Genomic DNA, 24998 nt, shown 5'->3' on the forward strand with positions numbered 1-24998 from the left:
GCAAGGTCTTCCTCTGTGCGAGAGGCAGGTTCTTGCGTCCCTGGCCGTTTATAAATCAAAACGACAAAAACTTTAGAAGCATAAACCTCCATTTCTGCAGGCAAGGTCTCTCCTCCAAGCGGGAGGTGAGTCCTTGCCTACCATTTGCTCCTACCACGCCGGAGCGTTAAGCGGTTTTGTGTAGGCACTCGCCCATGCGGATGGCTACCGCATTTCCCTGTGGTCTCGCTCGCGCATTACTGCGGAGTTCCCCACTCACCTCCGGGAACGAAGGGGGCTCACCAGCCAGGTCTCAACGTGCGCACATCGCGCACTTGCCCTGGTAGCCTGTGAGGTGGTGGTCGGGGCAATAAATATTGCCATACTCCGACCCGCACCCACAGCTCGGGCTGTCATGAGACCAGCCGGTGGGGAGCTTCTGCCCGCTCGACCTGCCGCCTGCCGCTTTTTCATCAGCGGTTTCGACGTGGTCGAGGACGTGAGCAGGAAGCTCCACCTCCTCGAGGCTCGCGCGCTCGAAAGCACGTCGGCAATCCTCTTCCGAACAGCGGAAGTAGGTGCTGACGCTCTTCTTGAGCTCGGCCGTCTTCAGAGACAGCGCGAGCTTGAGCGCCGCCAAGGTCTTGAACACCTCGGCGTGCGTAGCCTCGAAGCTCTTGAGCGCGGCCGTTGCTTCGGCCACCTCGCCCAAGAGCTCTTCGATTTTCTTCATCATTCACCTCCTTTCGTGAAGATGCCATTTTTTCGGAACTAACGTGTCCGGGGCTCTGAACGCCTTTCTTTTTTCGATCGCGAAAAGAAAAGTAAAAAACGATCGGACGTTGCGGCCCTACCTCGTGGGGGTGGTCATCCTCACGAGGTAGTCGAGGTACTCCTCCGCCTTTGCGAGGCGAACGAGCACCTCTGCCCTACCGTTCACCCAGTCGACCCTTGCGGGCTCCTGGGTGAGTCGGTAGAGCACCCAGACGTCCCCGTCAAAGAGGATGGCCGCGGGGTTGAGCTTCTGCTCCAACCCCCGGATCCGCTCCTCGATCCGGAAGACGCGGCGCCGGAGCGCTTCGCCTTCCCGAATGGCTACCGCCTGTTCGGCGGTGAAGCGCGGGGGCAGGGCAATGCCCCACACCCGTGCCTCTGCCTCCAGGCGGCGCGCCTCGCGGAGGTAATCCACGAGGGCGCCGCCCTGGACCTCCAGCGGCTCCTGCTCCCCCGTTTGGGGGTTCAGAATCCGCTGGAACCGGCTGTCGACCCGGCGGCAGTCCCGGTAGTAATACCGGGACTGCCACCCAGGGTGGGCGAGGTCTAGATACCCTCGCCCCGGGTCAGCGGCCAGGAGCGCCGACGTCCTGGCCGTGAGGAGGATGAAGAGCTGCCGGAGCAACCCCTCATACCTCCTCGGGATCCGCCTTTCGGCGCGTTTGCGCGCCAGCGGATCGTTCACGTCGATGGGATTCATAGTACCCATCCTTTCCAAGAGCACGTTGCTCCTGAATTTAATCGCGAAAAAATAATTTTGATTCGTGTGTAAATTCAGAAGCCCTTCAGCTTTTTTGCGGAAAGCGGAAGGGTTCGTGCGAATTATGATATGTGTGCCGTATCAAAATTCTAATTGTGCCCAATCAGACGCCTGCATATCCGGGACTTTGGATGCTGGGGCAGGCCGCCGACTTGCCGGGGTAGATCGACCCGGCAGCGGCCGGGGAGTTTCCTGCGCGTTGGGCGCAGGTCTTCTCCCAGTAACTGGCCACGACCTCCTTGGTCGTGGCGATGGCCAATTTGACTTGATAGTCCAATATCCTTTTATCGAATAAATTTTCTGGTTTCATATATTTGTTATTTATTATTCTAATTCTTCCTTGTTCTCACCACAAGTTTTACTTGCGATGAGAATCAGGAGGAGGAGCGAGGATACTGTGCAGTATTTCGCTCCCCTCGTGAGTGCTTGTCCCCGTGCAGGGGACCTTTTTTGTGCTCGTTTCTTTTTTCCGAAAAAAGAAACGATGCCGAAAGAAAAACTATTTAAGTTTGCGGGGGTTAGGCCCGCTTCAGCCCCTTGCAGCCGACGGGCTGGCCGTCGGCGCCCCTGACCAAGTCGCCCGGGGCGAACACGTCGCCCCGCCCGGCGACTGTCGGGTGAGCGGCCACCAGGCCGCTCACCACGTAACCCACCCCCTCCTCGGGGGCCGGGAGGCCAGTCACCTCCCCGTAGGAGGCACGGCAGGTGGGGAAGCCTGCCACCTCCTTGTCCGCCACGAAGGTGGCGGCGGTCCGGGCAACCTGCCCGGACGGGTCGATGGACCCGACCTGGGCGTTCCCGCCCAGGTCTAAAATGTTGATCCGGTGCGGGGTGAGGTTGACGAGACGCATAATGCGTCCTTTCCTCCGATTTATGCCTCGGAGCACGGCTTTGGATTCAAGACCACGTTGGGCCCTGAAATTTTCACTCGAATTTTCAAGTGGAAATTTCAGGGTAAAGGATATTTATAAGAACATTCTTCCGTGAACGTTTTCCTCACGACTAAAAACACAAGGTCGGTGTCCGAGGTCTCACCTCTGGCCTGTCTGCTTATTGCAGACTTGGGTTGGCCTGAGGAGAGACCTCGGACGCGCAAACATTTTGCGTTCTTGGTCGTGAGGCTGAACATATGTTCAGCCTCCTTCTTTCCCTGTCGAACAACGCCTTGGCTATTTGCCTCGGACTTACTCGCTCGCAGGGTATTCTGTTGTCAAATAACCCGGTCGTTCTGTTGCATGCTATTACCCATACAACTTCAGATTCTCTTCGTTACTCCCCGCCTGCCATCGCCTGAAGCTCAGGCTTTGGCGGGCAGGTCTCCTCAAAAGTTCTCTCCTCTTTTGGATTAACGATGCCGTTTGGTTCTCTCCTCACTTCTATCAGTGAGTGTCGGGGACGGAAGTTGGATGTCCTTCTGTCCCGACGCACTCATTGCTAGCGCATATACTGAATGTATCATTGCCTCCGCTTCTCTCTTTCTTAACCCTACTTGCCGGTTAGGGCGACCGTCCGGGGCTTTGGTATTGGCATACCTCGCCTTGTCCGGATCAGAGTTGAACGGTGTTACATTCTGTCGTATATGACCCTTGCGGGATTTTTGTAAAGACCTAATGCTTCCCTCTCCTCCTTGTCCGCCGGTGAGGCGGGTTATCTTATATAGAGAGAAGATTGTGTCCGACTTGCTGTCCGCTCCAATCTTCTATCTGTATTTTTTAACTGGCATAATCATACGCTAGCCTTGCCAGATTGTCAATACTATGTGATAGTTTATGGCATTTAGCGTCATAAAGCCTTGATATTAGCCAAAATAGTGGCTTTATTGTGTTATCAGAGTGTCAAACTGTATTGACAAGTAAAAGTCAAGATGATAGTATGGCCGAGGAGAGACCTCTGGCTTGCCGTCTTATCGCCGGCTTTAATCAGCCCGAGGACTCACCTCATCTATGGGCGCAATATACAAAGAGAATCTGGTTCAGATAGGCTTATCCGATAAGGAGGCGGTGGTCTATGAGGCCTTGCTCGGAGGTAAAGAGAACAGTATCGGCCAGTTATTGCATAAAATCCCCGAGATTAAGCGCCCCAATATGTATGCCCTGCTCTATAGCCTTAAAGGCAAGGGGTTGGTGCAAGAGGTAGAGAAAAAGGGCAAAAAGGTCTTCACGCCGGAATCGCCCCAAAAGCTTGTCGACTTCGTCGATGCCAGAGGCTTCGAATATGAGCAAGCCAGGACAAATCTCGATTCCGCTCTCCCCTCTCTCATCTCGCAGTTCAATCTAGCCTCCGGCAAGCCGAACGTGCAGTTTTATGAGGGCGAGAAGGGTATGGAGAAAGTGGTCTTTGACTCGCTCACCTCAAAAACTGAAATACTTTCTTACGTCGACCACGAAGCGGTTGAGAAGTACTTCGCATCGTTCAACTCTCGCTATGTGGCCGAGCGCATAAAGAAAAATATTAAAAAGAAAATCATTGCGCTTGATACGCCCAGTATTCGCGAGGCGGCTAAGACGAGATATAATCCGGAATACACCGATGCCCGTGTTATCAGTGCCAGTAAATATGCGTTTGCGACAGTAATGCAAATCTACGACGGCAAGGTGTCGTATCAAACATTAGACGAGAAGCAACTGGTCGGCGTAATAATTCAGGACGAGCGCATTTATAAAATGCATAAAGCTCTTTTCGAGTACACGTGGGAGACGGCAGAGAATATTATGCCGCCTTCAACTCTTCCTGCTCTACCGACGCCTGATCTTCCCGCAGTAATGTAAAATATTCTTGTTTCCCGCGCAACGTCCGGCCGGTGGTCACGAATTTATTTTTGAGTGTATAATGCGCGAGCATTGGGCTGTCGACGGCAACTATCGCTTCTACCGGCGCGCGTCTCGCCTCTTGATCCAGAATAGTATCAAATAATGCGGTACCGAGAGAATATCCCTGCACGGATGGATCTGTAGAAAATGAACCGACGTAAGTGTGGCCGTTTTCGAGCGTCATAAATCGCACAAAGGCCACGACCTTGTCGCCCACTTTAAGCAAGTGGAAGCGCTGTTTTTCGTCTCGCAGAACTTCATCAAATTCGCGCAAAAGAACGTCTTTGGTCTCATTATCATATCGTCCGCGCGTGCGGTCGAAGATATCCCGCATTTGAGCACGTTCTGCATTGTTAAGTTCGCTTCCCAACTTCGTCTCAACGTGAGATGAAATAAGCTCATTGATGGGCAAATCGCCGGATTTCTTCGCCTCTTTGCAAACCGTAGCGAATAAGACTACATCTTTTTTAATACCGCGGAGTTCTTCTATTGCCTCGTGGCAGGTATGCATTATCTCTCCTTCTTTCACACCCTCCAGTTTTTTCACGGTATTATCGAGAAGCGCCTTGCATCTGGATAGCATTAAGCTGACTAATTCATCTTTTTGTTCCGGTGTTATTTCTTGACCAAAAGTAATCGCCACATAATCACTGAACTCATCTGATGCTCTAATAATTTCTGCAGTCTTTGCAAAAATCACGCTCCCTAGTGCGGAAGGAACTTTTTCAGCTAGGTAAGTTATACTCTCTGTTGCGTCAGCGCCGACCGCATTAGTAAGAAAAGTTTTTAGAAAATTGACACCGTATTTTTCCGCACCTTGAACGATTTTCTCTTTCATTTCCGAATCTTTTTCTATCGTGTTGCCGAGCCATATCTGTTCACGCATATTTAATTTGTCGTGGATACCTATTCCGGTTCGCACAGATAATTCCAGAGAAAGATCTTTCACCTTCTTGCGGCTGGCGATTGCGAACTTTCTTTCTTCGCATTCTTTCGGGGTTTCTCCGGGCAGGCAAATTGATGTCGGCAATATCTGCTCGCCCTTTTTAAGCGAAAAGGAAACTCTGCTTCTGTCATTTTTCATCTCAATCATTTTCCTAGCTATATCTTCTTCGTCTGCGAGCAACACTATATACTCTTCTGTTCCATCTTCGTTAAACAGCATGGCCATACCTTTTTCGAGCATTGTAGTCTTCCAGCCGGCGAACTCTCTCCCGAGAATATATTTAGCACCATTTATGTAGGCTACTCCATTTTTTGCGACTGTTTTCTCTTTACTTACCTCTGTGCCCGCTATATCTTTCATAACCCGAAAGTCTTCCGGCCTAAAAAGTCCTTTTTCAATCAATCTGGGACAATGGTCTCTTAGGAATCGCCACGGCGATTCTTCGAAAGTCCCGGAAGTGCCGCCTATCTGGCCGTATTTCCTTGTAAAGGCATAAGCAGAAAAAGGAATCCTCTCGCCATCCTGGATTATTGTCAATCGCCCAGAATTGTCGCGTTCTGCAGCCAGCTCTCCAAATATTTTTTCTGTCAGAAACAGCTCGGCCAAACTTATGCTATTTCCGTCAGGCAGCACAATCTGATAATCCCATTTATGGTTGCCTCCAACATCCCACAGACCCAATTGAAAATCGGGGTAGTGCGCCTGAACATAGTCCGGATCTAGCGCATCTTTTATGGTCGGCGGTAGGTAAAAAAGCGGCCGTGACAAATCTGAAATGTCATTATCGTCTTCATCAAGCTCTTTTAAGTCAGCATAATTAACTACTTTTTCGCCCCTTAAATTTTCGAACAATTCGCTGCGGGACATCTCTCCTAGCTTTTCTACCCCCTTGGTATAATACTTGCTAAAAGCAAGGCGTCTTAATTTTTCCAAATTAACAACAGGTATCCCATCTATTTCTTGCCATATTCCCAATTGTTCCAATCGCTTTATGAGTTTATCTTTCATGGGGACCGCGACTTCCCTCCCAAGCGTCTTCTGTCCATGTTTTATCTCATAAGCTGTAGTCTTGCCTATATCATACTTCTCCATCAGATCTTTGGCTGACAAAGACCTGTCTTCTTCCGGGATTTCTATTTTATTACTTTCTTCGCGACTGAATGATTCCATGACGGAATGTTGAGTTAAGCTACTTTGACTTCCTCTCCCGCTTGCTGAAGTAGTAGATATACAATATTTCTAAGATTCCCATCGTGTTGACGATAAGCAAGGCGACGAACCAGACTTTGTCATTCTTGTGCGCTGCCTTCCAGAGGGCAATACCCTTCAAGGCGATTACAGCGACGAAAGCCGCAGCCAATATTACCGTCACGGCAAGAACCTGCGGGTTACTCAAGTCCCAAGTACCCGTTCGAAAAATAGAGGCAATTGATTGCATATATTTTGATATTAGCTATTAAGGTCGGGGCGCCGGGAATCGGACCCGGTCTACATGCTCCCAAAGCACGCGTACTACCGGTATACTACGCCCCGAGTAGTTGAGCTACTTTAGCACAAATACATAAGAGACACTAGCAGATATCAATGTCCTCTAGGATGCGGACGCGGCCTACATGCGCCTCCCTATCCACTTCTACTGTTACCACGTCTAATTGCCAATCAGGCTCTTCGTCTTCGTCGTCTGGATATTTAGATAGTAAATAGACTTCTATCGTTCTGCGTAGCCTCTTGAGCTTCCAGGGGTGCACGTTCTCTTCGGCTTCATAGTCTTCGTCGTCTGGATCCGAGGAGAGACCTCCGCCTTTGCCGGAGGACTCTCCTCGGATTTTGTCGGCCGTCACCGATTTTACTTCGACAAAGTGCAAATTGCCGTCTTTTAGCGCGATAATGTCAATTTCACCATATTTCTTGCGGTAATTACGCTCTATTACTGTATATCCATGGCGCTCCAGATAGGTCGTGGCGCAGTTCTCCCCTATTTGGCCGATAACTTGCTTGTCGGTTTGAGCCATATTTTATGGGTCAAGTCTTATATGCAATGTCTGTTATCCCCACTGTACACAGACTTATCCACAGTTTTCTGTGTGTAACGTTTATTTCTGTGGGCTGTCTTTATATTTAGAGACACATTGGGTGTCTTAGACTTTGGTGCGGCCAGGGAGAATCGGACTCCCGCCTGCTCGTTGGCAACGAGCCGTCCTACCATTAAACTATGGCCGCTTTTTCAATTATGCAATTCTACACTTTTTTTACTGAAACCTCAAGCACTTTTCTAAAAAACACTTGTGCACCCGGAGGGATTCGAACCCCCAAAGACAGCTTCGAAGGCTGTAGTGATATCCGTTTCACCACGGGTGCTTAAACAAGAAGTATATATGGTATTCCGACTTTTTACCAGTGGATTAATTGGTATACGCACTTTACTTCAGATTTTCTCTTGATATAATTAATTGATGAGGCCCGGGCCGAAACCAAAGATATACATTTCTACTGAGTGGTCTAGCAACCTCGCTTATGCAGTTGGTCTTATCACTGCTGATGGCTGTCTGTCAAAGGATGGCCGCCATATTGACTTTACATCAAAAGACCCAGATCAAATAGAAACCTTTATCAGGTGCCTCGGACTTCACTCACTTGTTAGACCAAAGAAATCCGGTGCTGGAAGGTTTGCATTTCGAACCCAGTTTGGGAATGTATCGTTTTACAGATTTCTATTAGGCATTGGACTAACGCCCGCAAAATCGAAAACTATTTCGAAACTTGAAATTCCCGACGAATATTTCTGGGATTTCATGCGTGGATATTTCGATGGTGACGGCACGAGCTTTTCGTATTTTGATCCGGTATTTCCTAAAAGCTATCGTTTTTATGTTGCTTTCGCTTCGGCAAGTGAGCCATATCTACTTTGGCTACAAGAGAAGGCATATAGGTCCGCAGGGTTAAAAGGCTACATTAACAGAGGCGTTAACCCTTCAAGCCTACAACTCAAGTATGCGAAGAAAGAAGCAATAGTCTTATGTCAAAAAATGTATTATGATGATAGCGCTCCCAGACTCCAAAGAAAATACGAGAAAATCTTGGATTCGATGAGCATTATTAACAGCAAACGCCGGGGTGGTGAAATTGGTATACACGCAGCGTTCAGAACGCTGTGGGGGCAACCCCATGGAGGTTCAAGTCCTCTCTCCGGCACTTTTAACTCATTTCACGTGAAAAATAAGAAAGAATCTCCAGCTTACTATATCCCCTCCCATGTTCTGGGGGTTGTAACTACTTTACAAAAGGCCGGCTTCGAGGCATATCTCGTCGGTGGCTGTGTGCGCGATATATTGATGGAGAACAAGCCAAAAGACTGGGATGTTACGACAAACGCCCGCCCGGAGCAGATCCAAGCCCTATTTAACGAGACTTTCTATGAAAACGAGTATGGCACGGTCGGCGTCGTGGTAGAAGACCTTTCACGTGAAAAGCTCAATATCGTTTCACAAGAAACGTTTGATGAGCTTTCACGTGAAAGCATGGAAGCCTTAGAGGTCGAACCTCGGGCTCCCAGAGGTTCGACCTCGGGCGCAGACCCAAGCCCGAAAGAGGTGATCGAGGTTACACCTTATAGGCTAGAAACCAAGTATTCCAACTTTCGCCATCCGGACGCTGTCACCTTTAGCACCAGTCTGGGGGACGACCTGAAACGCCGGGATCTGACCATCAATGCCATCGCTTATGACCCCAATAGCCCTAAAGGACAGTTTATAGACCCCTTTAACGGTCTAAAGGACATAAAGGACATGGTAATCCGCGCCGTAGGAGAGCCCTCGGACCGCTTCTGCGAGGATGCTTTGCGCATGATGCGTGCGGTGCGCCTGGCCGCCCAGCTCGGCTTTATGATTGACCCTGCGACCGAGCAAGCGATTGTTGCGAACAAGGCGCTTATCACTAAGATAGCGGCCGAGCGTATCCATGACGAACTTATGAAGCTTTTAAATACCGAGTACGCGGTTGATGGCATTAGGTATCTAAAGATTACCGGCCTTCTTGAACTTATAATCCCTGAACTTCTTGAGGGGATAGGCATAGAGCAGAGAGGGGAGCATATCTATGACGTCTGGGAGCATAACCTCAAGTCGCTCGAACACGCCGTCAAGAAGGGTTGGCCATTTCACGTGAGACTTGCAGTGCTGTTACACGACGTGGGCAAGCCGCGTACGCGCTTGCGCGATGAGGAGAGGCAAATCTGGACATTCCATGGCCATGATGTGGTCGGTGGCAAGATGACCAAAAAGATACTTGAACGGCTCAAATTTTCACGTGAAATGATTGATAATATTTCTAAACTAGTGCGTTATCATCTTTTCTTCTCCGATACCGATAAAATCACGCTTTCTGCCGTACGCCGGATGATTCGCAACGTCGGCGCTGATTTGATATGGGATTTAATGAAGGTGCGCCAGTGCGACAGAATAGGCACGGGCCGGCCCAAAGAAAGTCCTTATAGACTGCGCAAATACGAAGCGATGATAGAAGAGGCAATGCGCGATCCAATATCGGTGCAGATGTTAAAGATTGACGGCGCGAAGATAATGGAAATAGGGGAGATGGACCCCGGGCCGAAGATTGGCTGGGTGTTGCACGCCTTACTTGAGGAAGTACTAGAAGACCCGGCTAAGAATACGACAGAGTATCTGGAGACTCATACTAAAAAATTATTGGCACTTTCTGACAAGGAATTACAAGAACTCGGTGAAGCGGGAAAGGAGAAGAAGTCAGGGCTTGAAGAAGCGGCTATAGAAGAAATCAACAAGAGACACTACGTGAAGTAAGAAGTGCGTGATACAATAGCAAAGGTTCAACCTTAGGCATTCAAAAGGTTGAACCTTAAAATCGTATGCTTACTGCCGACAAGTATATTGTGCGCGTCATAAACGATGCGCGATTGCCCGACATTGAACTTTTTACCGATCCCGAACAGGGGATTGCTATTAGCGTAGAAGGAATTGCGATACCCACGGAACGCAACCGCGTAGCACGAAGCGCGAAAGAAATAATTCAACGCGCGCTAGGACTGCTCTCGCTCGATACGCCTAAGGCAATCGTCCACAACACTATCTCATTATTAAAACGCGAGCTCGCCGAACATTTTAGTAAAAAATCAGGTGTATCAAGCGCGCATACTGCCGTTATTAAATTTGCCTGGGATGAGGCACGCGGGCGAGTTGTGGCGATAGGCGAGAGCGATGGCGGTATAAAGAATTGCGCTTACAAAAAAGGGAAGTTTGGCCTCTTGGGTAAGGAATTATCGGCCGACCCCGGCGACATATTCATGCAATGTTCACCGAGCATCTTATCCAACGTTGACGTGTCGGTAATGAAAGAGATTTTGTCTTTTCGCAAGCAACACGATTTGTCGCTTGAGCAAATTCGCCATTTACTCATCGAATCCGCCCACAATAATCTCGAGAAGTTCCGCCACACCCCGCTCTATGACCCGCGCGACATGTCTGTTGTATTAATGGAATATGGTCCAGTTCGCGAATTTGCCGGCAAGGTCTCTCCTCCCGAAAATATTTTCATGGGAGGTGAGACCTTAGAGAAGTCGCCGGCGAACCCTCTTCAGCAGTTTGGCTTCAGTGATTTATTGTTACCCGAGGGCGCAACCAAGGACGACGCGCTCGTAAATTTACAGAAAGTTAGGAACAGGCTAGGGGAGTTAGGCTATGAAGCAAAGATAAAGCCGCACCACTATGCCGAATTACCCAAGCGTGGCGATCTGCAGAAAGTGGTCAAACGCGCACATGACATACTAGAAGCAGCAGAACTGCGCGAGTACCTAAACAATATTTAGCAAAAACAGAAAAGCTACCCTGGCAAAGGTCCTCGGATCTCCTCGCCAGGAGCGAAGTCAGGCTCGGCCAGACCATTTGCCATGGCACTTTTCCTTTTTTGCTACGACCTTGAGTGGAACGCTTTGTGCACCTCGCGCAACTGTTTATCAGTCACGTGAGTATAAATTTGGGTCGTTGAAATATTAGAGTGGCCGAGCATCGCCTGCACCGAACGTAAGTCTGCGCCATTACCGAGCAAGTCTGTAGCAAAGCTGTGGCGGATGACGTGGGGTGTAACTTTTTTAGAAATTCCGGCTTTGATGGCGTAATGCTTGACGATGCGCTCAACCGAGCGAGAAGTGAGTGGTTCGGTGGAGATATTCACAGATTTTACTTTCAACTTTTTACTTTCAACTTTGCCAACTGCACTGTGAGACACGAACAGTGCGTCCCCGGCATCCCCGCGCTTATCAAGATAACTTTTCACTGCTTTTTTCGCCGCGTCGGTCAGGAACACCACGCGCACCTTGCCGCCCTTGCCTCTTATAGAAAATTCGTCGCGCTTCAGGTCTACTTTATCGATAGTCAGAGAACATAATTCAGAAACGCGCAGACCTGTCGAGAAAAGTAATTCTAGTATGGCCGTATCGCGCAAATTTTTAATATCCGTGCCCTGCGCCGACTTCATTAGTCGCTCAAGCTCGTCGTGACTAATCAAATCCAGATGTCGTTCGCCGGTCTTAGCCAGTTCGATACGGTCTGGCGAGAGGGAAGCAATACTCTCCCGCACCATGTATTTCAAAAAAGAGCGTAAAGCGATAAGATGATAGTTCTGCGTGTTCTTCTGCAGATTTTTACGATTCAAAAAAAGTCTGTACTGCCTGACAATTTCATCAGTAATATCAGAGGGCACTTTAGCCTTCGAGAATTCAAAAAATGTCTTGAGATATCGATCATAATTCTCCACGGTCTTGAGCCCGCGCCCTTTCTCAATCTCCACATATTCAAGAAACCGTTGTTTCAAGTCAGGAATATTGTGCGACATATCTTAATTGTACTCTACCCTCGTCGTCAGCACAAATTAACACAGCCCGTTTCAATCAGAAATCGGGCTGTTGGTTGCGCACTTTCGTACTACTTTGGGCGGCACTAGCCCTAAACTCCTGGACATGGGGAAACCGACAGCTTCTCTTCACTCAAGAAGAGAAGTAAACTCCTCTAACTCTCCACAAGGATTCGCTGGCCATATTACTAACCAACGGTTACCGGTTTACAGTTACCATGAGTCACCATAGTCATCCCGTTATCAAACGAGACTCAACATGAACTGCTCGTTCTCTCGTCATCGTATTCCTGCATGGCGTCCTCGATTTCCATATCACACTCGGCCTTGAATTCGACCTGATTCGTGATTTTGGTAATCTCGGAGTAATCCATTGAGAGGAAATAGCGGTGTACGAAAGATTCGAGAAGCTCGTGCCGAAGCCTGCCCGGGTTATGCTCAGAGTTGAGCACCGGCCAAGATGGACGGTAGTACCTCTCCCAATCCCAGCTGCGGTTCTCGAATTCCAGAGCGAAAAGTCGGGCGAAGCCCTTCAATTCGACCCAGGAAATCGTGAAGTAGACGCTGCCGGTCTTGTTTGGGTCTACAACTACATTGTTGCACCCAACGTTGGGATCCATGAAGTAAACGGTAAGGCCCCACCAATGTTCGCTAAGGCAAAGCATCAAGGTCTTGAGAACCTCGTCTCGCCAGGCGCGCCGCTTGCGTTCCTGAAGCAGGTTTGCCTTGATTCGAAACAATTCCAACTGGTCCATGAATTTCCTCCTCCGGCCGGAGGCCGGGGTTTGGAGTCCAAAGTCTTTTCAGACTCCGTTGCCAAGAAAAAGCATATTTTTAGCCATGCCTTGGTAACGAAGTCTGGTAGTACGTTTTAAATGAACTTATTGGAATATATAATAACACTATATCAGTATATTTGTCAAGTATCAGTCGCCCACACCTCCTTTAAGTATCCTGGAAAATAAGCGTGGCGCAAGATTACCGGAAGTATTTGGCATAGTTTGCGTTCTTATAAGCTTTGGTGTATGATAACGTCATATTACAATATCATATAATAAAAATACCATGAGTACATTATCTGTTCCATTGACTCCGCAGCTTGAGGCGTTCATCAACAGTATGGTGAAGCAGGGCAAGGCTGAAAATAAGGCCCAGGTGGTGCGGCAGGCCATCGCGAAGATGGAGGAAGACGAGGAAACCAATGAGGTACTGCTCGCCTACCGCGAGATAGAAGAGGGTAGGGGCCTGCGTGGAGACCTACGCGAGATTGCGAAGAAATTCAAGAATTAGTATGGATATCCAATACGCGCCTAAGTTCATTCGCCAATTCAATAAATTAGATAAGCACCTGCAAGCTGAGGTATACGAAAAAATAGAGGTTTTCAAATCCGGACAGAACACCGAATCACTAAGAATTCATAAACTGAATGGCAAACTAAAAAATGAACTTGGTTTTTGGGTAAACTTCCGTATCAGAATTCGCTACGTTAAAAAGCCAGACGGAGGGTACTGGTTCCTCCGCGTTGGAGACCATAATATCTACGATTAACTAAAATCAAAAACCGCCAATTTTTTGGTGGTTTTTGTGTTGCCCATGAGTCCTCCTTTCGAAATTTACTCCTGGGCGGGAAAGAACTAGGCCTGCTCGTCGGCAGGCAGAGATTGGCCTCGTGTGAGCGGGCGACAGATGCCGAGCACAACCTTGACGCGTTCCGTTGTAGCGGCGAGAAGTGCCCGGAAGATGTACTCGGCCACCCGCCAGTCAATCTGTTGGCCGTTGGCCCAAGCCCGGCAAGTAGCCTCTGCACTCTGTGCAGAGGCTACGTCGTACAGGTACTCGAGGCCTGGTTTCCCCGTTCGCTCGAGTTCGCGGGCAATATTAACCACGTCCTTGGAACTAGCGTCTGCCAAGACTGCGAGCAGACGCCTCCGTTCTTGGTCGTTTCTGATCAGAGTAAGGACGAGCGCAGCATAAGCCCGACGATCGTCCAAGTCCGGAATTATCGGCCGATAAACCACCTTTCACCTCCTTGTAACCGTTACAAGCACACCGTCTGTAATACTAGCATGCAAAAAAAGATTGACAATGAGCCCTGAAGAAAAAGCAAGGGTGTTTTATCTACGCCACTTCGGCGTTGTAGCAGCTCTCGCAGTATACTATCTCCGGTTTATTGGGCGAATACGCTGTTCTGATATCCTTACCGCACTTCGCGCATTGCCTATCGTATAATTCCAGTTTACTGCGCTGTTCGAGGCGCTCGTAATGCCGACAGGCGGGGCAAAGATGCGGCACGGGTATATTATTATCGCGATAAAACTGCAGCTCCGCGGGAATAATTTTGAATGCGGTTGCGCATTGCTGCGAGCAGTTACCTGCATGTTCACAGCCGATAATCTCATTAAGTATCGTATCCGGGGTATCTTTGATTCTGTCAGGAATATTTTCTGGTTTGAGCGTAATGCTGAAACTTTTTTCTGCAGACTTGCGCCAGGCGAACTTCATTGCCGCCGCTTCTGCGGCGTTTAATGGAAAGTAGTCAAAGGCTATTGTCTCGTTGTAAGCCCAAGGAGAGAACTCGGGCGGGAAGAACTCGCCATATGAATAGACGCGCCCTTTCGTATCTTGATACGGCACATCTTTCATATGCTGAATGATTTTCGGCACGAGCGCTTGATACTCCTCTCTACTATACTGCTTGTTCAGGATGCAATACTCCTTTTTGCGCAGGCCAACACAACCGAATAAATTGGCCGAGCTGGAACAGAGCACAGAATACTCAATGTCATGCACACCTTCTTGAACATAAAGACAGAATTTAATACGGTTTGTATCGATACCGCAGGCGCAACATTCATAATCTAGTTGATTGTTGCCGCCCCAGATAGAGAAATCGTAGCAATCTTTACTGCCCGGAATCTCTTGCATATATTGGCAATAACGCAAATCTTCGCCCTCGCGGATCAAGAAACTATCTTTAACATTCTTACTGTGACTGATATAGCTGCCACTCACATCACTGTTGTGCGAGCCGACCAGATATTTGTTCGGGAACTTGAGCCAGAATTCATGTGCCTGCTTCTTTATCTTTTCTAAATTCTGATGCGAATTCCAATCAAGCTCTGCAAGTTTCTTAAAATACTCTTCTTTCGAATACGACTCGTTCCATATATGATATTTCTGATTGCGCAAACCGACACAGCCGACGCAGTCTGAACAGCCGACGCAATTTTTACTGAAGAGCATGTTTACGCAGCTTTCGCATTCGGCAGAGAAGAAAGTTTTTGCGCATGACGTGAGCCAGAAGCTTTCATAACATTGCTCTGATTTTCCTAAATGCGAAACATCTACAGAATCTAGCGTATGCGTGAGCCCGTTTGAGTACATACAGTTTTCCGAATCACTGCAATTAAAAGCGAGATAGCAATTCTTTGGATTAGTAAAGTGATTAACATAATCACTTCCAACACCGTTCACCACGTTCAAGTTCTTCATCGGCACATTCTTCCAAAGATCTCGCACCTGTTCCAAGAATGGCTTATTGAAGTCAATATCGACTCCATATTCCATCGGGTCCCAAGCGTCAGAAAGCCACACATCTTTCTCATACACTTTGTATCCTGACTCTTGCGAATACATCGAGAAGATATCTTTGCCCGTAGCGGCACTTTTGATTTTATACAAATTTCGCTCGTTGCGAAAAGCAAAGCGGCGTTGGGCGCGACACAGAGAGCACCAAGTCGGCGGGGGAACATCTACCTTTGCGTAGAAAGTAAAATCTTGCACGTCTATAACAAAACTCTTTTTGCAACTCTGGCACACTTTTGTTTCACTGTTTGTTTGCGTATTCATATCAACATTCTGCATTACCAAGCGTAATGAGTCAATTCTTGTCAGACAATTGTTGACAGAACACTGACAACGAGTATAATATCATTATGATTAAGCCAATCTTAAGTAAGCTCGGTTTGAGTGAGAGCGAGATCGCTGTGTACAGTCAGGTGGTAAGGCATCGGCTTTGCACACCGGCACTGATTGCCCGCGAGACCAAGTTAAATAGACCGACGGTATACAACATCTGTAAGAAATTGGTCGCCCGCGGCCTACTTATTGAGGATTTGGGTGATAAGACCTTAAAATTACTGCCTACAGCGCCAGATGAACTCGCTTCTATATTAAAACGGGACGAAGAGGAACTTAAAAATAAAGCACTGGTGCTGGAGCAATTGGGTAATGAGCTCGCGCTTATGAAGAGCAGCAGGACGTACCCCGTGCCAAGAGTACGTTTTATAGAACAGGATCGGCTCAATGCGTATATGCATACACAAACGCCGACGTGGAACACGAGCATCGGTAATTACGATAATATCTGGTGGGGATTCCAAGACCATACTTTTGTGGAGCAGTACAAAGAGTATATTTTGTGGTTCTGGAGGACAGCTGATGAGAGTATTAGCCTTAATTTACTTAGCAATAGCGCGCCAATAGAGGAGGAGATGAAAACAGAGAATTTCACACGTCGCCACATAAAGCCGTGGGACAAGGGCATGATGTTTAGTGCCACGACATGGGTATTAGGCGACTATCTCGTTATGATTGTAACCGACAAAGAGCCGCATTACCTTGTAGAAATCCACGACGAACGCATGGCGGGGAACTTTCGCGAGTTGTTTAAGAACATTTGGGGATTGATTTAGACCAGAGGCTCACAGCTGTTTACCGAGTCGGCGTAGGGCCACGCTCGTACTCGAGTGGGGTAAAGACGCGAGGGAGACAGCTGTGAGCCTCTGGTCTTGAGTAAAACAATAAAGGCTTGCGGGGGTTGGGAACTACCGTTTCATGGTACTTCACACTCCCCACAAGCCTTTTGTTCTGCTTGCGCAGACGTTGTTCGTTAATCACGCTATCAAGCTTCCCTAACATTCCTTCGTCTTCACAAAACTCTTTCCGAACTCAAATCGTCGGAGAACGAGTTGTGATGTCCTTTAGCTCTGACCTATAAAAAATTGAGCTTGGACAACGACTTAGGCAACGTGTGCCTTATTCATGATTACCGTGCAACGAACTATGACTGATAGAAGTATCTCATACCAGTTATAAAGGACAAGTGGATAACTTTTTATGTCCTACAGATATATCGCGTCAAGTAACGCTAGACTAAAGCGTAGATATGTGCTTAAATGATGTCGGCAAAGTACCTCTCTCGAGCGACGGGCATGGCACTCCGTAACTGCCGTGGATGCGGTCAGGCTTGAATATCGGCCTATTTTGTCGAGATTCAGGCCACTATGTGCAAACCTCGAGCCGCATATCGAGGACCTGTTCTGTGGAGCACCCCAAAGCTCCGTCGGCCAAAAAGCCGAGCAGACCGGGCGCACAGGCGTCAAACAGAGAGGTGGGGCCAGTACGGCTGGGGAACATCGTGTTCCCCAGCCGTTTCCACTTCTAGCGCCCAAGAAAGCCTTATTTGCAAAATGCCTCTTTATATAGTACAATGTTGCCCATGTTAACAAAAACTAAAAAAGCAAAGGTTATTAAGAAAGTTCAGTCACACGAGACCGACACAGGCTCGGCCGCTGTGCAGGTTGCCATTTTATCAGAACGCATTGTTGAGCTCACAACGCATTTGAAAAAGAACAAGAAGGACAATCACTCGCGAAGAGGATTACTCCAGATGGTCGCCGATCGCCGTTCCCACCTCAAATATTTAGAAAAAAAGGACCCCAAGGTCCACAAGAAACTGGTAAAAGAGCTTTCGCTCGCCTAGTTTCTCTAACATTTTAATATGTCCATAATCAAACACAAAGCCCAGCGTGTCGGGGTGTTTATCGATACGCAAAATATGTATCACAGCGCGCGCAACCTTTACAACGCGCGCCTAAACTTCGGTGCCGTGCTCGAAGACGCCGTCGCCGGACGCTTTCTTGTCCGCGCTATCGCTTACGTTATTACCACAGAATCGGCCGAGGAACAGCCTTTCTTCGAAGCGTTGGTTAAGCTCGGTATCGAGACCAAGACCAAAGACCTCCAGATATTCTCGAGCGGTGCCAAGAAGGCCGACTGGGACGTCGGCATAGCCATGGACGCCGTAAAAATGGCTCCACGCCTAGACGCTATTATCTTGGTAGCAGGGGATGGCGACTTCGTCCCGATGGTGGAATATCTAAGGGCCGAGACCGGCGCCCAAGTAGAAGTGGTGGCCTTCGGCAAGACCACGTCCGGCAAACTCCGCGAGGCGGCCGACGACTTCATCGACCTCGGCGAGAATCCTGATCGTTATTTAATACGCCCAACTAACCGCAGAACATATGCAAAAAAAGGAGTATAAGCTTGAACTGGCCGGTAAAAGCATTACGGCAGAATTTAATGACCTGGCCAACCAGACGAACGGCTCTGTTATCGTCAGTATGGGTAACACCAGGGTGCTCGCGACAGTAGTAATGTCCAAGAAAGACCGCGAGGGTATCGACTTCTTCCCGCTCGTCGTTGATTATGAAGAGAAGTTCTACGCCGCCGGCAAGATCCTCGGCGGGCAGTTCATAAGACGCGAAGGCAGACCTTCCGACGAAGCGATTCTGACTGGCCGTGTTGTTGACCGCACCATTCGCCCGCTCTTCAACCAGAAGATGCGCAAAGAGGTGCAAGTGGTACTGACCGCTCTGGCAGTGGATGATGACAACGACACCGATATTCCGGCAATCTTAGGCGCTTCGCTCGCGTTAGCCGTATCCGACATCCCGTGGGATGGACCTGTCGGTGCCACGCGCGTCTGCGGTTATGCCGATGCGACACTTGAGCTTAATCCTGACCATGCCAAGCGTGAGACATCCGCCTTCGACATGGTTATCTGCGGTAAGGCCGAGACTATCAACATGATAGAAGCCGAGGCAAAGGAAATTCCGGAGACTGTGGCTGTGTCTGCGTTAAATCTGGCACTCGAAGCAATTTCTAAACTCGAAGCTTGGCAGAAGCAGATTGTGAGCGAGATTGGCAAGAAGAAAGTTTCTTTCACGTTTCCAGAAACACCGACAGAACTTACCGCACTTTTTAATTCAGAAATTAAATCCAAGATGCCCCTCGCCATATTCAGTGGCGCAGGACACGAGGGAATACACGGTATTCAAGACGAATGGATGAGTTTAGTGGCCGAGAAATTCCCGGAAGGTAATCACAAGACATTTGCCTCACACCTCTTCGAAGACACTATCAATGACTTGGTGCATGAAGAGGCTATCGCAAATAACAAAAGACCCGATGGCCGTAAGATGGATGAGGTGCGTGAACTCTATGCGCAAGCAGGAGGAGTTTCACCTTTACTCCACGGCACCGGCATCTTCTATCGCGGGGGTACGCACGTTTTGACCGCGCTCACTTTGGGCGGGCCTAAGGATTCACAAATTCTCGACGGTATGGAGGTAGAAGGCAAGAAGTACTTTATGCATCACTACAACTTCCCGCCATTCTCGTCCGGCGAGACAGGCAGAATGGGTGGCATCAATCGTCGCGCGACCGGGCATGGTGCACTGGCCGAGAAGGCCCTTAAAGCGACTCTGCCTTCACGCGATGTCTTCCCGTATACAATAAGACTCGTTTCGGAATCAATGGCATCGAATGGCTCGACCTCGCAAGCATCGATCTGCGCCTCGACCTTGGCCCTCATGGACGGCGGTGTACCCATCACTCGCCCGACGGCCGGTATCGCGATGGGGCTAATGTCATATCCTGATGGTAGATATAAAGTGCTGACAGACATTCAAGGCCCGGAGGATCATCACGGTGATATGGACTTCAAAGTTGCCGGTACGACGGTCGGCGTCACGGCCATCCAGATGGACGTGAAAGTCGGCGGAATATCGGTAAAAGTTCTCTCCGAGGCCCTCGAACAAGGCAAGCAAGCGCGTTTACAAATAATTAGGACTATCGAAACAGCTATTCCGGCCCCGCGCGCAGACTTGGCACCAAATGCGCCAAGAATCGCTATTGTCAAAATCAATCCGGAGAAGATCGGCGCTCTTATCGGCCCCGGCGGCAAAGTCATTCAGGGTATTACCGCCTCAACCGGCGCGGATATTAATGTGGAGCAGGACGGCTCGGTCTTCATCTTGGGTAAAAAGGAACAGGTTGAGCTCGCCAAGAAACTCGTTGACGGAATAACTCATGAATATAAGGCCGGGGAGAAATTCGAAGGCCCGATTGTGCGCATCATGGACTTCGGCTTCTTCGTTGAGCTCTCGCCGAACCAAGACGGCATGGTACACGTATCGGAAATGGCCTCATTCAGGGTGAACAACATCCGTGACTATGTAAAAGAGGGGGACAGAGTGCCTGTCGTAGTAAAAGAAATAGACGAAAAAGGCAGAGTCAACCTCTCCATCAAACGCGCGAACCCGAATTTCTTTACGGAAAAGAAGTCTGCGTAAATCGCATCGTCTCTAATTTTAGAAGCCGTGCTTCTGTGAGCCCGAAGCGCGGCTTCTGCGTTTTCGAGTCGTAAGTATTTTTGTCTCCTTGCGTCATAAGTAGGAATGTAGTAAAGTAGGAATTATGAAAACATTCGAAAAAATTGTATATGCAAGTGAAAAAGGACAGATAACCCTGCCGGTAGCTTGGCGGTCACAAACGGGCACAAATATGTTTCGTATTAAGGCGCATACACCGGGAAATCTCGAGGTTGTACCCGTTCAGGACCAAGAAGACGAGGAAACTGGCTGGGTAACGGTCTTTAACAAAGATCGTGACAATAACGGCAAAGGGTTGCCTGCATCAGAATTTATTCGAGTGCTTCGTAAAATCAGGAAAGAAGAAGACGGCAGGAAATCAAAGAGAAAGAAATGAAGTATTGGGAGAAATTACTGCGCCGAGCCTCCAGATTTGATCGTAACCAGGTTGAAGCCGCAATCGAGATAATTCTGGCACGTAAATTTCCACCGAATACTCTCCCATTAAAAGGAATAGATCATTTTCGTACCCGAGTGGGGGACTGGCGGATTGAGTTTCATCACGTCGATAAGATTGTACTCATAGATAAAGTCGGCCGCCGAAACGAGAGGACTTACAAGCAATAACTAAAAAACACCTTTCGACATGCTCAAGGTGTTTTTTAGTCTGGAGAGCGGAACGGAGTGTTCCTTGCGGCTGCTCTCATCAGCCGATTGGTTGCTTAGCTTGCGCTATGCATCGACGTTGTCGCGCTGATTGAATTCAACCTCCAATCAAGGAGAGTTAAGCAGATAACGACGCGATTAGCAATGCACTGGGCGTTTTTGTGTTTCTTTTGTATACTAGAGGCATATGCCAGATCAAAATACAACTCCAACACCACAGCCAGAAGCCGCGCTTCAAATCCCCACCGCGCCTGCCGGCGGGCAGGGAAGCACGGCTTCGAATGCAACACCCACGCCTATAATCGACCCGACGGTAAAAACTGCGGCGGTTTCGGCTTTGTCAGGACTCGACAAAAAATCCTTCGCCGAGCAGATATTGGCACAGACCGAGAAGCTTGCCGAGCAAGTGGTGCAGAATCCGCCGGCATATGGCGCCGGTGGCGATGCGCACTTGATTAAGGATGAAAAACTAAAGGAGTCGGCGATGCAAGCGTTAGAGGGAGACAAGTGGCACGAGAAACGACTCGAAGAGGAGGCGCGACAAAAACTAGAAGATCAAAAACAACAATTGCTTGTTGAAAAAGAATCAGCCAAAGCCGAGATAGAGAAACTTGATCGCGAGAAAGAGGTCTTCGAACTCCAGTGGGTGAACTTGAACGACCAGAAGGCGCCGATAGACGCTGAGCTCCAGACTATAATTAATGAAGAAACTCGCCTCGAGGGTGAGGAAAAAAAGAAAGAACAAGAAGAGATTGCGGCGGAGAAACCAGAAGACCGCAAGGTCATGGAAGAGGCTCGTTGGCAGATCCAACAAGAGCGTCATGCCACGGAAGAGAAAAAGTGGGCGACGCAGGACAAGGTGAGTACTCTTATGACCGCCATGCAAGCCTTAAGTACGAAATATCAGGAGATCTTGGCGCAAGAGGACATTCGTAAGCGCCGAATCCAGGAGATAGATAACGATATCAAGAATCTTTAATGCCTCCGCAAGACCAGACACAACCAATCGATTCAAGCGTTGAACTCGCCAAGAAACGAGCTATGGCCCAGATGGCGATGGAGGGCGAGGAACGCCGGCTGAAGCGCGAGCAAGAAGAAAAGTTCCGCAAAGAAAAAGAATTACTCGATCAGCGCAAACAAAACGAGAAGATCCGCATGCAGGGTGAAGCGGCTCGGCAAGAGATAGAGCGCCTCGCACAGATAAAGAGGCTTCGCGAGGATCGCGCCACGCACGTAGTGGAAGAAAAAATGGCGACAGCGGAGGTTCGCGAGAACCCGAACATAACCCTCTCGCCAATCCGCACGCTCAAATTCGACATGAGCACGATGATTAAAGACACCAAAGCATCGGTAGTATCGATGGCCATCAAAGAGGACGAGAAAAGACGAATGATGGAAACGGGTGTTATTCAGGAAAAGAAAAAGAATTATATTCTTATCGGTTTTTCAGTCATCTTGCTTATTGGCGGTCTGACAGCGCTCGGATTTTGGGCTTACGGTGCTTATAAAGCCAAACAGTTGGCGACTGTCCCAAACTCGGCAAAGACTGTGGATTCGATAATTTTTGCCGAAGATTACACGGACATAGTAGTCACGAACGAGAACGCAATAACCTTGTCTGCCAAACTCCGTTCGGACGTGCCGAACAACAATATACCGATAGGCAGTGTGAAATATTATCGTTTCATTGATAACGCCACCGGCCAAATACGTGTCTTAACCGCCGGCGAATGGCTGGCCAAGCTTAACGTTGCCGCGCCCGATACTTTGCTTCGCCTTATCGGCGACACCTTTATGTACGGAATATACTCCGGCGCCCAGAATAGCGGGTTCATTATTTTGCAAACATCGTATTATGAAAAAGCCTTCGCCGGCATGCTCGCGTGGGAAGGTTCTTTGGCACATGATCTTTATCCGATTTTATCTGGCAGTCCGGTGACTCCGGAATTACAGAACACGAGATTCACCGACGTCAGCATTAAGAACATAGACGCTCGAGTCCTAAAAAACGCGAACGGCAAAACAGAATTGATTTATGCCTTCTTGCCGAACAGAACAACCGTCGTAATAGCCCATAATGAGGCAACAATACTCGAGGTGTTAACAAGGCTTACGACGCCAAAACCACAAGTGACAAAGTAAAAATAATCCATGCTTGCGAAAGTCCATTCTGCACAAGTCACCGGCTTACGAGCAGATATAATTGATATTGAGGTTGATATTTCCAAATCGTTAAAGTCTTTCACTATAGTCGGCTTGCCGGATAAGGCTGTAGAAGAAGCGAAGGACAGGATCTCGGCGGCAATAAAAAATTCCGGCTATCCGTCACCACACAAGGGCAATAAAAAAACCGTTGTTTCACTGGCGCCGGCGGACATAAAGAAAGAGGGACCGATCTTCGATCTCGGCATTGCCCTGGGCCACATGAAGGCATCGAAGACTATCGAGTTCGATGCGCGGGATAAAATCTTCGTCGGCGAGCTGTCGTTAAACGGCGACCTGCGCCCGGTGAAGGGGATACTAATGATCGCCCGCAAGGCTAAAGAAGAAAAGTTTAAAGAACTTTATGTGCCGGCAGATAATGCCAAAGAAGCGGCGCTTATCGAAGGCATAAACGTGTACGGGTGTAAAAATCTTAAGCAGATAGTCACACACTTAACACCCGGCCCGAGCTTCAAAATAAAACCGAATCCGAAGACGGAGATAATATACGTAGAGCCAACTTACGTGACAGATATGGCGCACATTCATGGTCAGGAATCGGCTAAGCGCGGGCTCGAGATAGCCGCAGCCGGTGGCCACAACATCATCATGAGCGGTCCACCTGGGACAGGCAAGACGATGCTCGCCAAGGCTTTCGTTGGTATCCTCCCGCCACTCTTATTCGACGACGCGCTCGAAGTGACTGGTATATATTCTGTCGCGGGGCAATTGGATGAAGAATTAATGACCCATCCGCCTCTGCGCTCACCGCATCATACATCATCATATGTGTCCCTCGTCGGTGGCGGGACATTCCCCAAGCCGGGGGAGATTACGTTGGCTCATCGCGGAGTATTATTCCTTGATGAATTCCCCGAATTTGAAACTAGAGTTATCGAAGCATTACGTCAACCATTAGAAGACAGGGTCATTCACGTCTCGCGCATCAAAGGCACCGTCAAATTCCCGGCAAGCTTCATTCTTGTCGCGGCTATGAACCCATGCCCCTGCGGTAATAAGGGCTCGAAGAAGAAAGAATGTATCTGCAACCAGTCTATGCTAATGAAATATTCTCGCAAAATATCCGGCCCCATAATTGACCGCATCGATTTATATTTAGAAGTTCCGCAGATAGAACATGCTAAACTCGCCGACACCGGCTATCACGGCGAGTCATCTAAGACGGTGCAAGCACGCGTAAAGAAGGCGAGAGAAAAGGCGCTCACGCGATTTAAGAATGCCGGGGTAAATATAAATATGAACAGCGAGATGAGCGGGGAACAGCTGAAGAAACTCGTGCCGTTAACCAAAGAATGCTCGCAAATACTCATTTCGTCTGCAGAGAGGTTGAACCTTTCCGCAAGGGCATATCATCGGGTTATCAAACTCGCGCGCACTATCGCCGACCTCGCCGATGCAGAAAGTGTCGCTGAAAATCATATCTTAGAAGCTTTACAGTACCGCCCCAAGGTTGCATAATTTCAGAAAAAGAGTATTATTTCCGACGGCAGAGTTTTCCGCTGCCTTACAGTCACTGGTCGCG

At 48.7% G+C, this 24998-nt stretch carries 24 protein-coding genes and 4 tRNA genes; 14 read left to right on the forward strand and 14 right to left on the reverse strand.

Annotated elements, in window-relative coordinates; translation table 11 throughout:
• Nucleotides 1-292 precede the first annotated feature (292 nt).
• From WC764_02150 to WC764_02165, 4 genes are all read right to left on the reverse strand, one after another.
• Nucleotides 293-712, reverse strand: coding sequence for a hypothetical protein (locus tag WC764_02150; protein MFA6006509.1), 420 nt, complete (start codon nt 710-712; stop codon nt 293-295).
• 117 nt (nt 713-829) lie between these two features.
• On the reverse strand, nt 830-1453 hold the full coding sequence (locus WC764_02155; GenBank protein MFA6006510.1) for a hypothetical protein: 624 nt from the start codon (nt 1451-1453) through the stop codon (nt 830-832).
• A gap of 163 nt (nt 1454-1616) precedes the next feature.
• Nucleotides 1617-1823 (reverse strand): hypothetical protein, encoded by a 207-nt coding sequence (locus WC764_02160; GenBank protein ID MFA6006511.1) that lies wholly within the window; start codon nt 1821-1823, stop codon nt 1617-1619.
• Between the two features lie 208 nt (nt 1824-2031).
• Nucleotides 2032-2364, reverse strand: coding sequence for a hypothetical protein (locus WC764_02165; GenBank protein ID MFA6006512.1), 333 nt, complete (start codon nt 2362-2364; stop codon nt 2032-2034).
• A 1092-nt stretch (nt 2365-3456) separates the two neighbouring features.
• Here WC764_02165 and WC764_02170 point away from each other — a divergent pair.
• On the forward strand, nt 3457-4281 hold the full coding sequence (locus WC764_02170) for a helix-turn-helix domain-containing protein (GenBank protein MFA6006513.1): 825 nt from the start codon (nt 3457-3459) through the stop codon (nt 4279-4281).
• Here WC764_02170 and WC764_02175 read toward each other — a convergent pair.
• The 6 genes from WC764_02175 to WC764_02200 form a co-directional block, all read right to left on the reverse strand.
• On the reverse strand, nt 4223-6439 hold the full coding sequence (locus WC764_02175) for a GNAT family N-acetyltransferase (protein ID MFA6006514.1): 2217 nt from the start codon (nt 6437-6439) through the stop codon (nt 4223-4225). The genes WC764_02170 and WC764_02175 overlap by 59 nt on opposite strands.
• 19 nt (nt 6440-6458) lie before the next feature.
• On the reverse strand, nt 6459-6707 hold the full coding sequence (locus tag WC764_02180) for a DUF5652 family protein (GenBank protein ID MFA6006515.1): 249 nt from the start codon (nt 6705-6707) through the stop codon (nt 6459-6461).
• A 24-nt stretch (nt 6708-6731) separates the two neighbouring features.
• Nucleotides 6732-6802: transfer RNA gene (locus tag WC764_02185), tRNA-Pro, on the reverse strand.
• Nucleotides 6803-6840: 38 nt separating this feature from the next.
• Nucleotides 6841-7281: a YraN family protein gene (locus WC764_02190; protein MFA6006516.1), complete on the reverse strand. Its 441-nt coding sequence runs from the start codon at nt 7279-7281 to the stop codon at nt 6841-6843.
• Nucleotides 7282-7415: 134 nt separating this feature from the next.
• Nucleotides 7416-7489: transfer RNA gene (locus tag WC764_02195), tRNA-Gly, on the reverse strand.
• 66 nt (nt 7490-7555) lie between these two features.
• Nucleotides 7556-7627 (reverse strand) — tRNA-Arg (locus WC764_02200).
• A gap of 750 nt (nt 7628-8377) precedes the next feature.
• On the opposite strand from WC764_02200, the gene WC764_02205 reads away from it, so the two are divergent.
• The 3 genes from WC764_02205 to WC764_02215 all read left to right on the forward strand — a co-directional run bounded on the left by WC764_02205 (nt 8378) and on the right by WC764_02215 (nt 11108).
• A tRNA-Leu gene (locus WC764_02205) sits at nt 8378-8461 on the forward strand.
• 17 nt (nt 8462-8478) lie between these two features.
• Nucleotides 8479-10086 (forward strand): HD domain-containing protein, encoded by a 1608-nt coding sequence (locus WC764_02210; protein ID MFA6006517.1) that lies wholly within the window; start codon nt 8479-8481, stop codon nt 10084-10086.
• A 65-nt stretch (nt 10087-10151) separates the two neighbouring features.
• On the forward strand, nt 10152-11108 hold the full coding sequence (locus WC764_02215; GenBank protein ID MFA6006518.1) for a hypothetical protein: 957 nt from the start codon (nt 10152-10154) through the stop codon (nt 11106-11108).
• A gap of 101 nt (nt 11109-11209) precedes the next feature.
• Here the strand turns inward: WC764_02215 and xerA are convergent, their stop codons facing one another.
• Together xerA and WC764_02225 are read right to left on the reverse strand one after the other, a co-directional pair.
• Entirely contained in the window at nt 11210-12133 is a 924-nt protein-coding gene (xerA, locus tag WC764_02220; GenBank protein MFA6006519.1) for a site-specific tyrosine recombinase/integron integrase, read from the reverse strand.
• A gap of 272 nt (nt 12134-12405) precedes the next feature.
• The gene (locus WC764_02225; protein MFA6006520.1) at nt 12406-12906 is read right to left on the reverse strand and encodes a hypothetical protein; all 501 of its coding nucleotides are present in this window, start codon (nt 12904-12906) and stop codon (nt 12406-12408) included.
• 310 nt (nt 12907-13216) lie between these two features.
• Here WC764_02225 and WC764_02230 point away from each other — a divergent pair, with 310 nt between their 5' ends.
• Both WC764_02230 and WC764_02235 read left to right on the forward strand, forming a co-directional pair.
• Nucleotides 13217-13441 (forward strand): type II toxin-antitoxin system ParD family antitoxin, encoded by a 225-nt coding sequence (locus WC764_02230; protein ID MFA6006521.1) that lies wholly within the window; start codon nt 13217-13219, stop codon nt 13439-13441.
• Between the two features lies 1 nt (nt 13442).
• Nucleotides 13443-13700, forward strand: a complete 258-nt coding sequence (locus WC764_02235; protein MFA6006522.1) for a hypothetical protein — start codon at nt 13443-13445, stop codon at nt 13698-13700.
• Between the two features lie 86 nt (nt 13701-13786).
• On the opposite strand, the gene WC764_02240 is transcribed toward WC764_02235, so the two are convergent.
• Nucleotides 13787-14143 carry a hypothetical protein gene (locus tag WC764_02240; GenBank protein ID MFA6006523.1) on the reverse strand — a complete coding sequence of 119 codons (357 nt, stop codon included), beginning with the start codon at nt 14141-14143 and terminating at the stop codon, nt 13787-13789.
• 127 nt (nt 14144-14270) lie between these two features.
• Complete coding sequence (locus tag WC764_02245; protein ID MFA6006524.1) at nt 14271-16001, reverse strand: hypothetical protein; 1731 nt, start codon at nt 15999-16001, stop codon at nt 14271-14273.
• 86 nt (nt 16002-16087) lie between these two features.
• Here WC764_02245 and WC764_02250 point away from each other — a divergent pair, with 86 nt between their 5' ends.
• From WC764_02250 to WC764_02285, 8 genes are all read left to right on the forward strand, one after another.
• The gene (locus WC764_02250) at nt 16088-16846 is read left to right on the forward strand and encodes a helix-turn-helix domain-containing protein (GenBank protein MFA6006525.1); all 759 of its coding nucleotides are present in this window, start codon (nt 16088-16090) and stop codon (nt 16844-16846) included.
• 806 nt (nt 16847-17652) lie between these two features.
• The gene (gene rpsO, locus WC764_02255) at nt 17653-17916 is read left to right on the forward strand and encodes a 30S ribosomal protein S15 (GenBank protein MFA6006526.1); all 264 of its coding nucleotides are present in this window, start codon (nt 17653-17655) and stop codon (nt 17914-17916) included.
• Between the two features lie 18 nt (nt 17917-17934).
• Nucleotides 17935-18477: an NYN domain-containing protein gene (locus tag WC764_02260; protein ID MFA6006527.1), complete on the forward strand. Its 543-nt coding sequence runs from the start codon at nt 17935-17937 to the stop codon at nt 18475-18477.
• Complete coding sequence (locus tag WC764_02265; protein MFA6006528.1) at nt 18458-20569, forward strand: polyribonucleotide nucleotidyltransferase; 2112 nt, start codon at nt 18458-18460, stop codon at nt 20567-20569. The genes WC764_02260 and WC764_02265 overlap by 20 nt, the downstream gene beginning before the upstream one ends.
• A 124-nt stretch (nt 20570-20693) precedes the next feature.
• Entirely contained in the window at nt 20694-20984 is a 291-nt protein-coding gene (locus WC764_02270) for a hypothetical protein (GenBank protein ID MFA6006529.1), read from the forward strand.
• Between the two features lie 456 nt (nt 20985-21440).
• On the forward strand, nt 21441-22232 hold the full coding sequence (locus tag WC764_02275; protein ID MFA6006530.1) for a hypothetical protein: 792 nt from the start codon (nt 21441-21443) through the stop codon (nt 22230-22232).
• The gene (locus WC764_02280; GenBank protein ID MFA6006531.1) at nt 22232-23395 is read left to right on the forward strand and encodes a hypothetical protein; all 1164 of its coding nucleotides are present in this window, start codon (nt 22232-22234) and stop codon (nt 23393-23395) included. The genes WC764_02275 and WC764_02280 overlap by 1 nt, the downstream gene beginning before the upstream one ends.
• Before the next feature lie 9 nt (nt 23396-23404).
• The gene (locus WC764_02285; GenBank protein ID MFA6006532.1) at nt 23405-24934 is read left to right on the forward strand and encodes a YifB family Mg chelatase-like AAA ATPase; all 1530 of its coding nucleotides are present in this window, start codon (nt 23405-23407) and stop codon (nt 24932-24934) included.
• Nucleotides 24935-24998 lie beyond the last annotated feature (64 nt).

The sequence above is a fragment of the Candidatus Paceibacterota bacterium genome (assembly GCA_041660505.1).
GTDB lineage: Bacteria > Patescibacteriota > Minisyncoccia > Phycocordibacterales > JACRKE01 > JBAZWG01.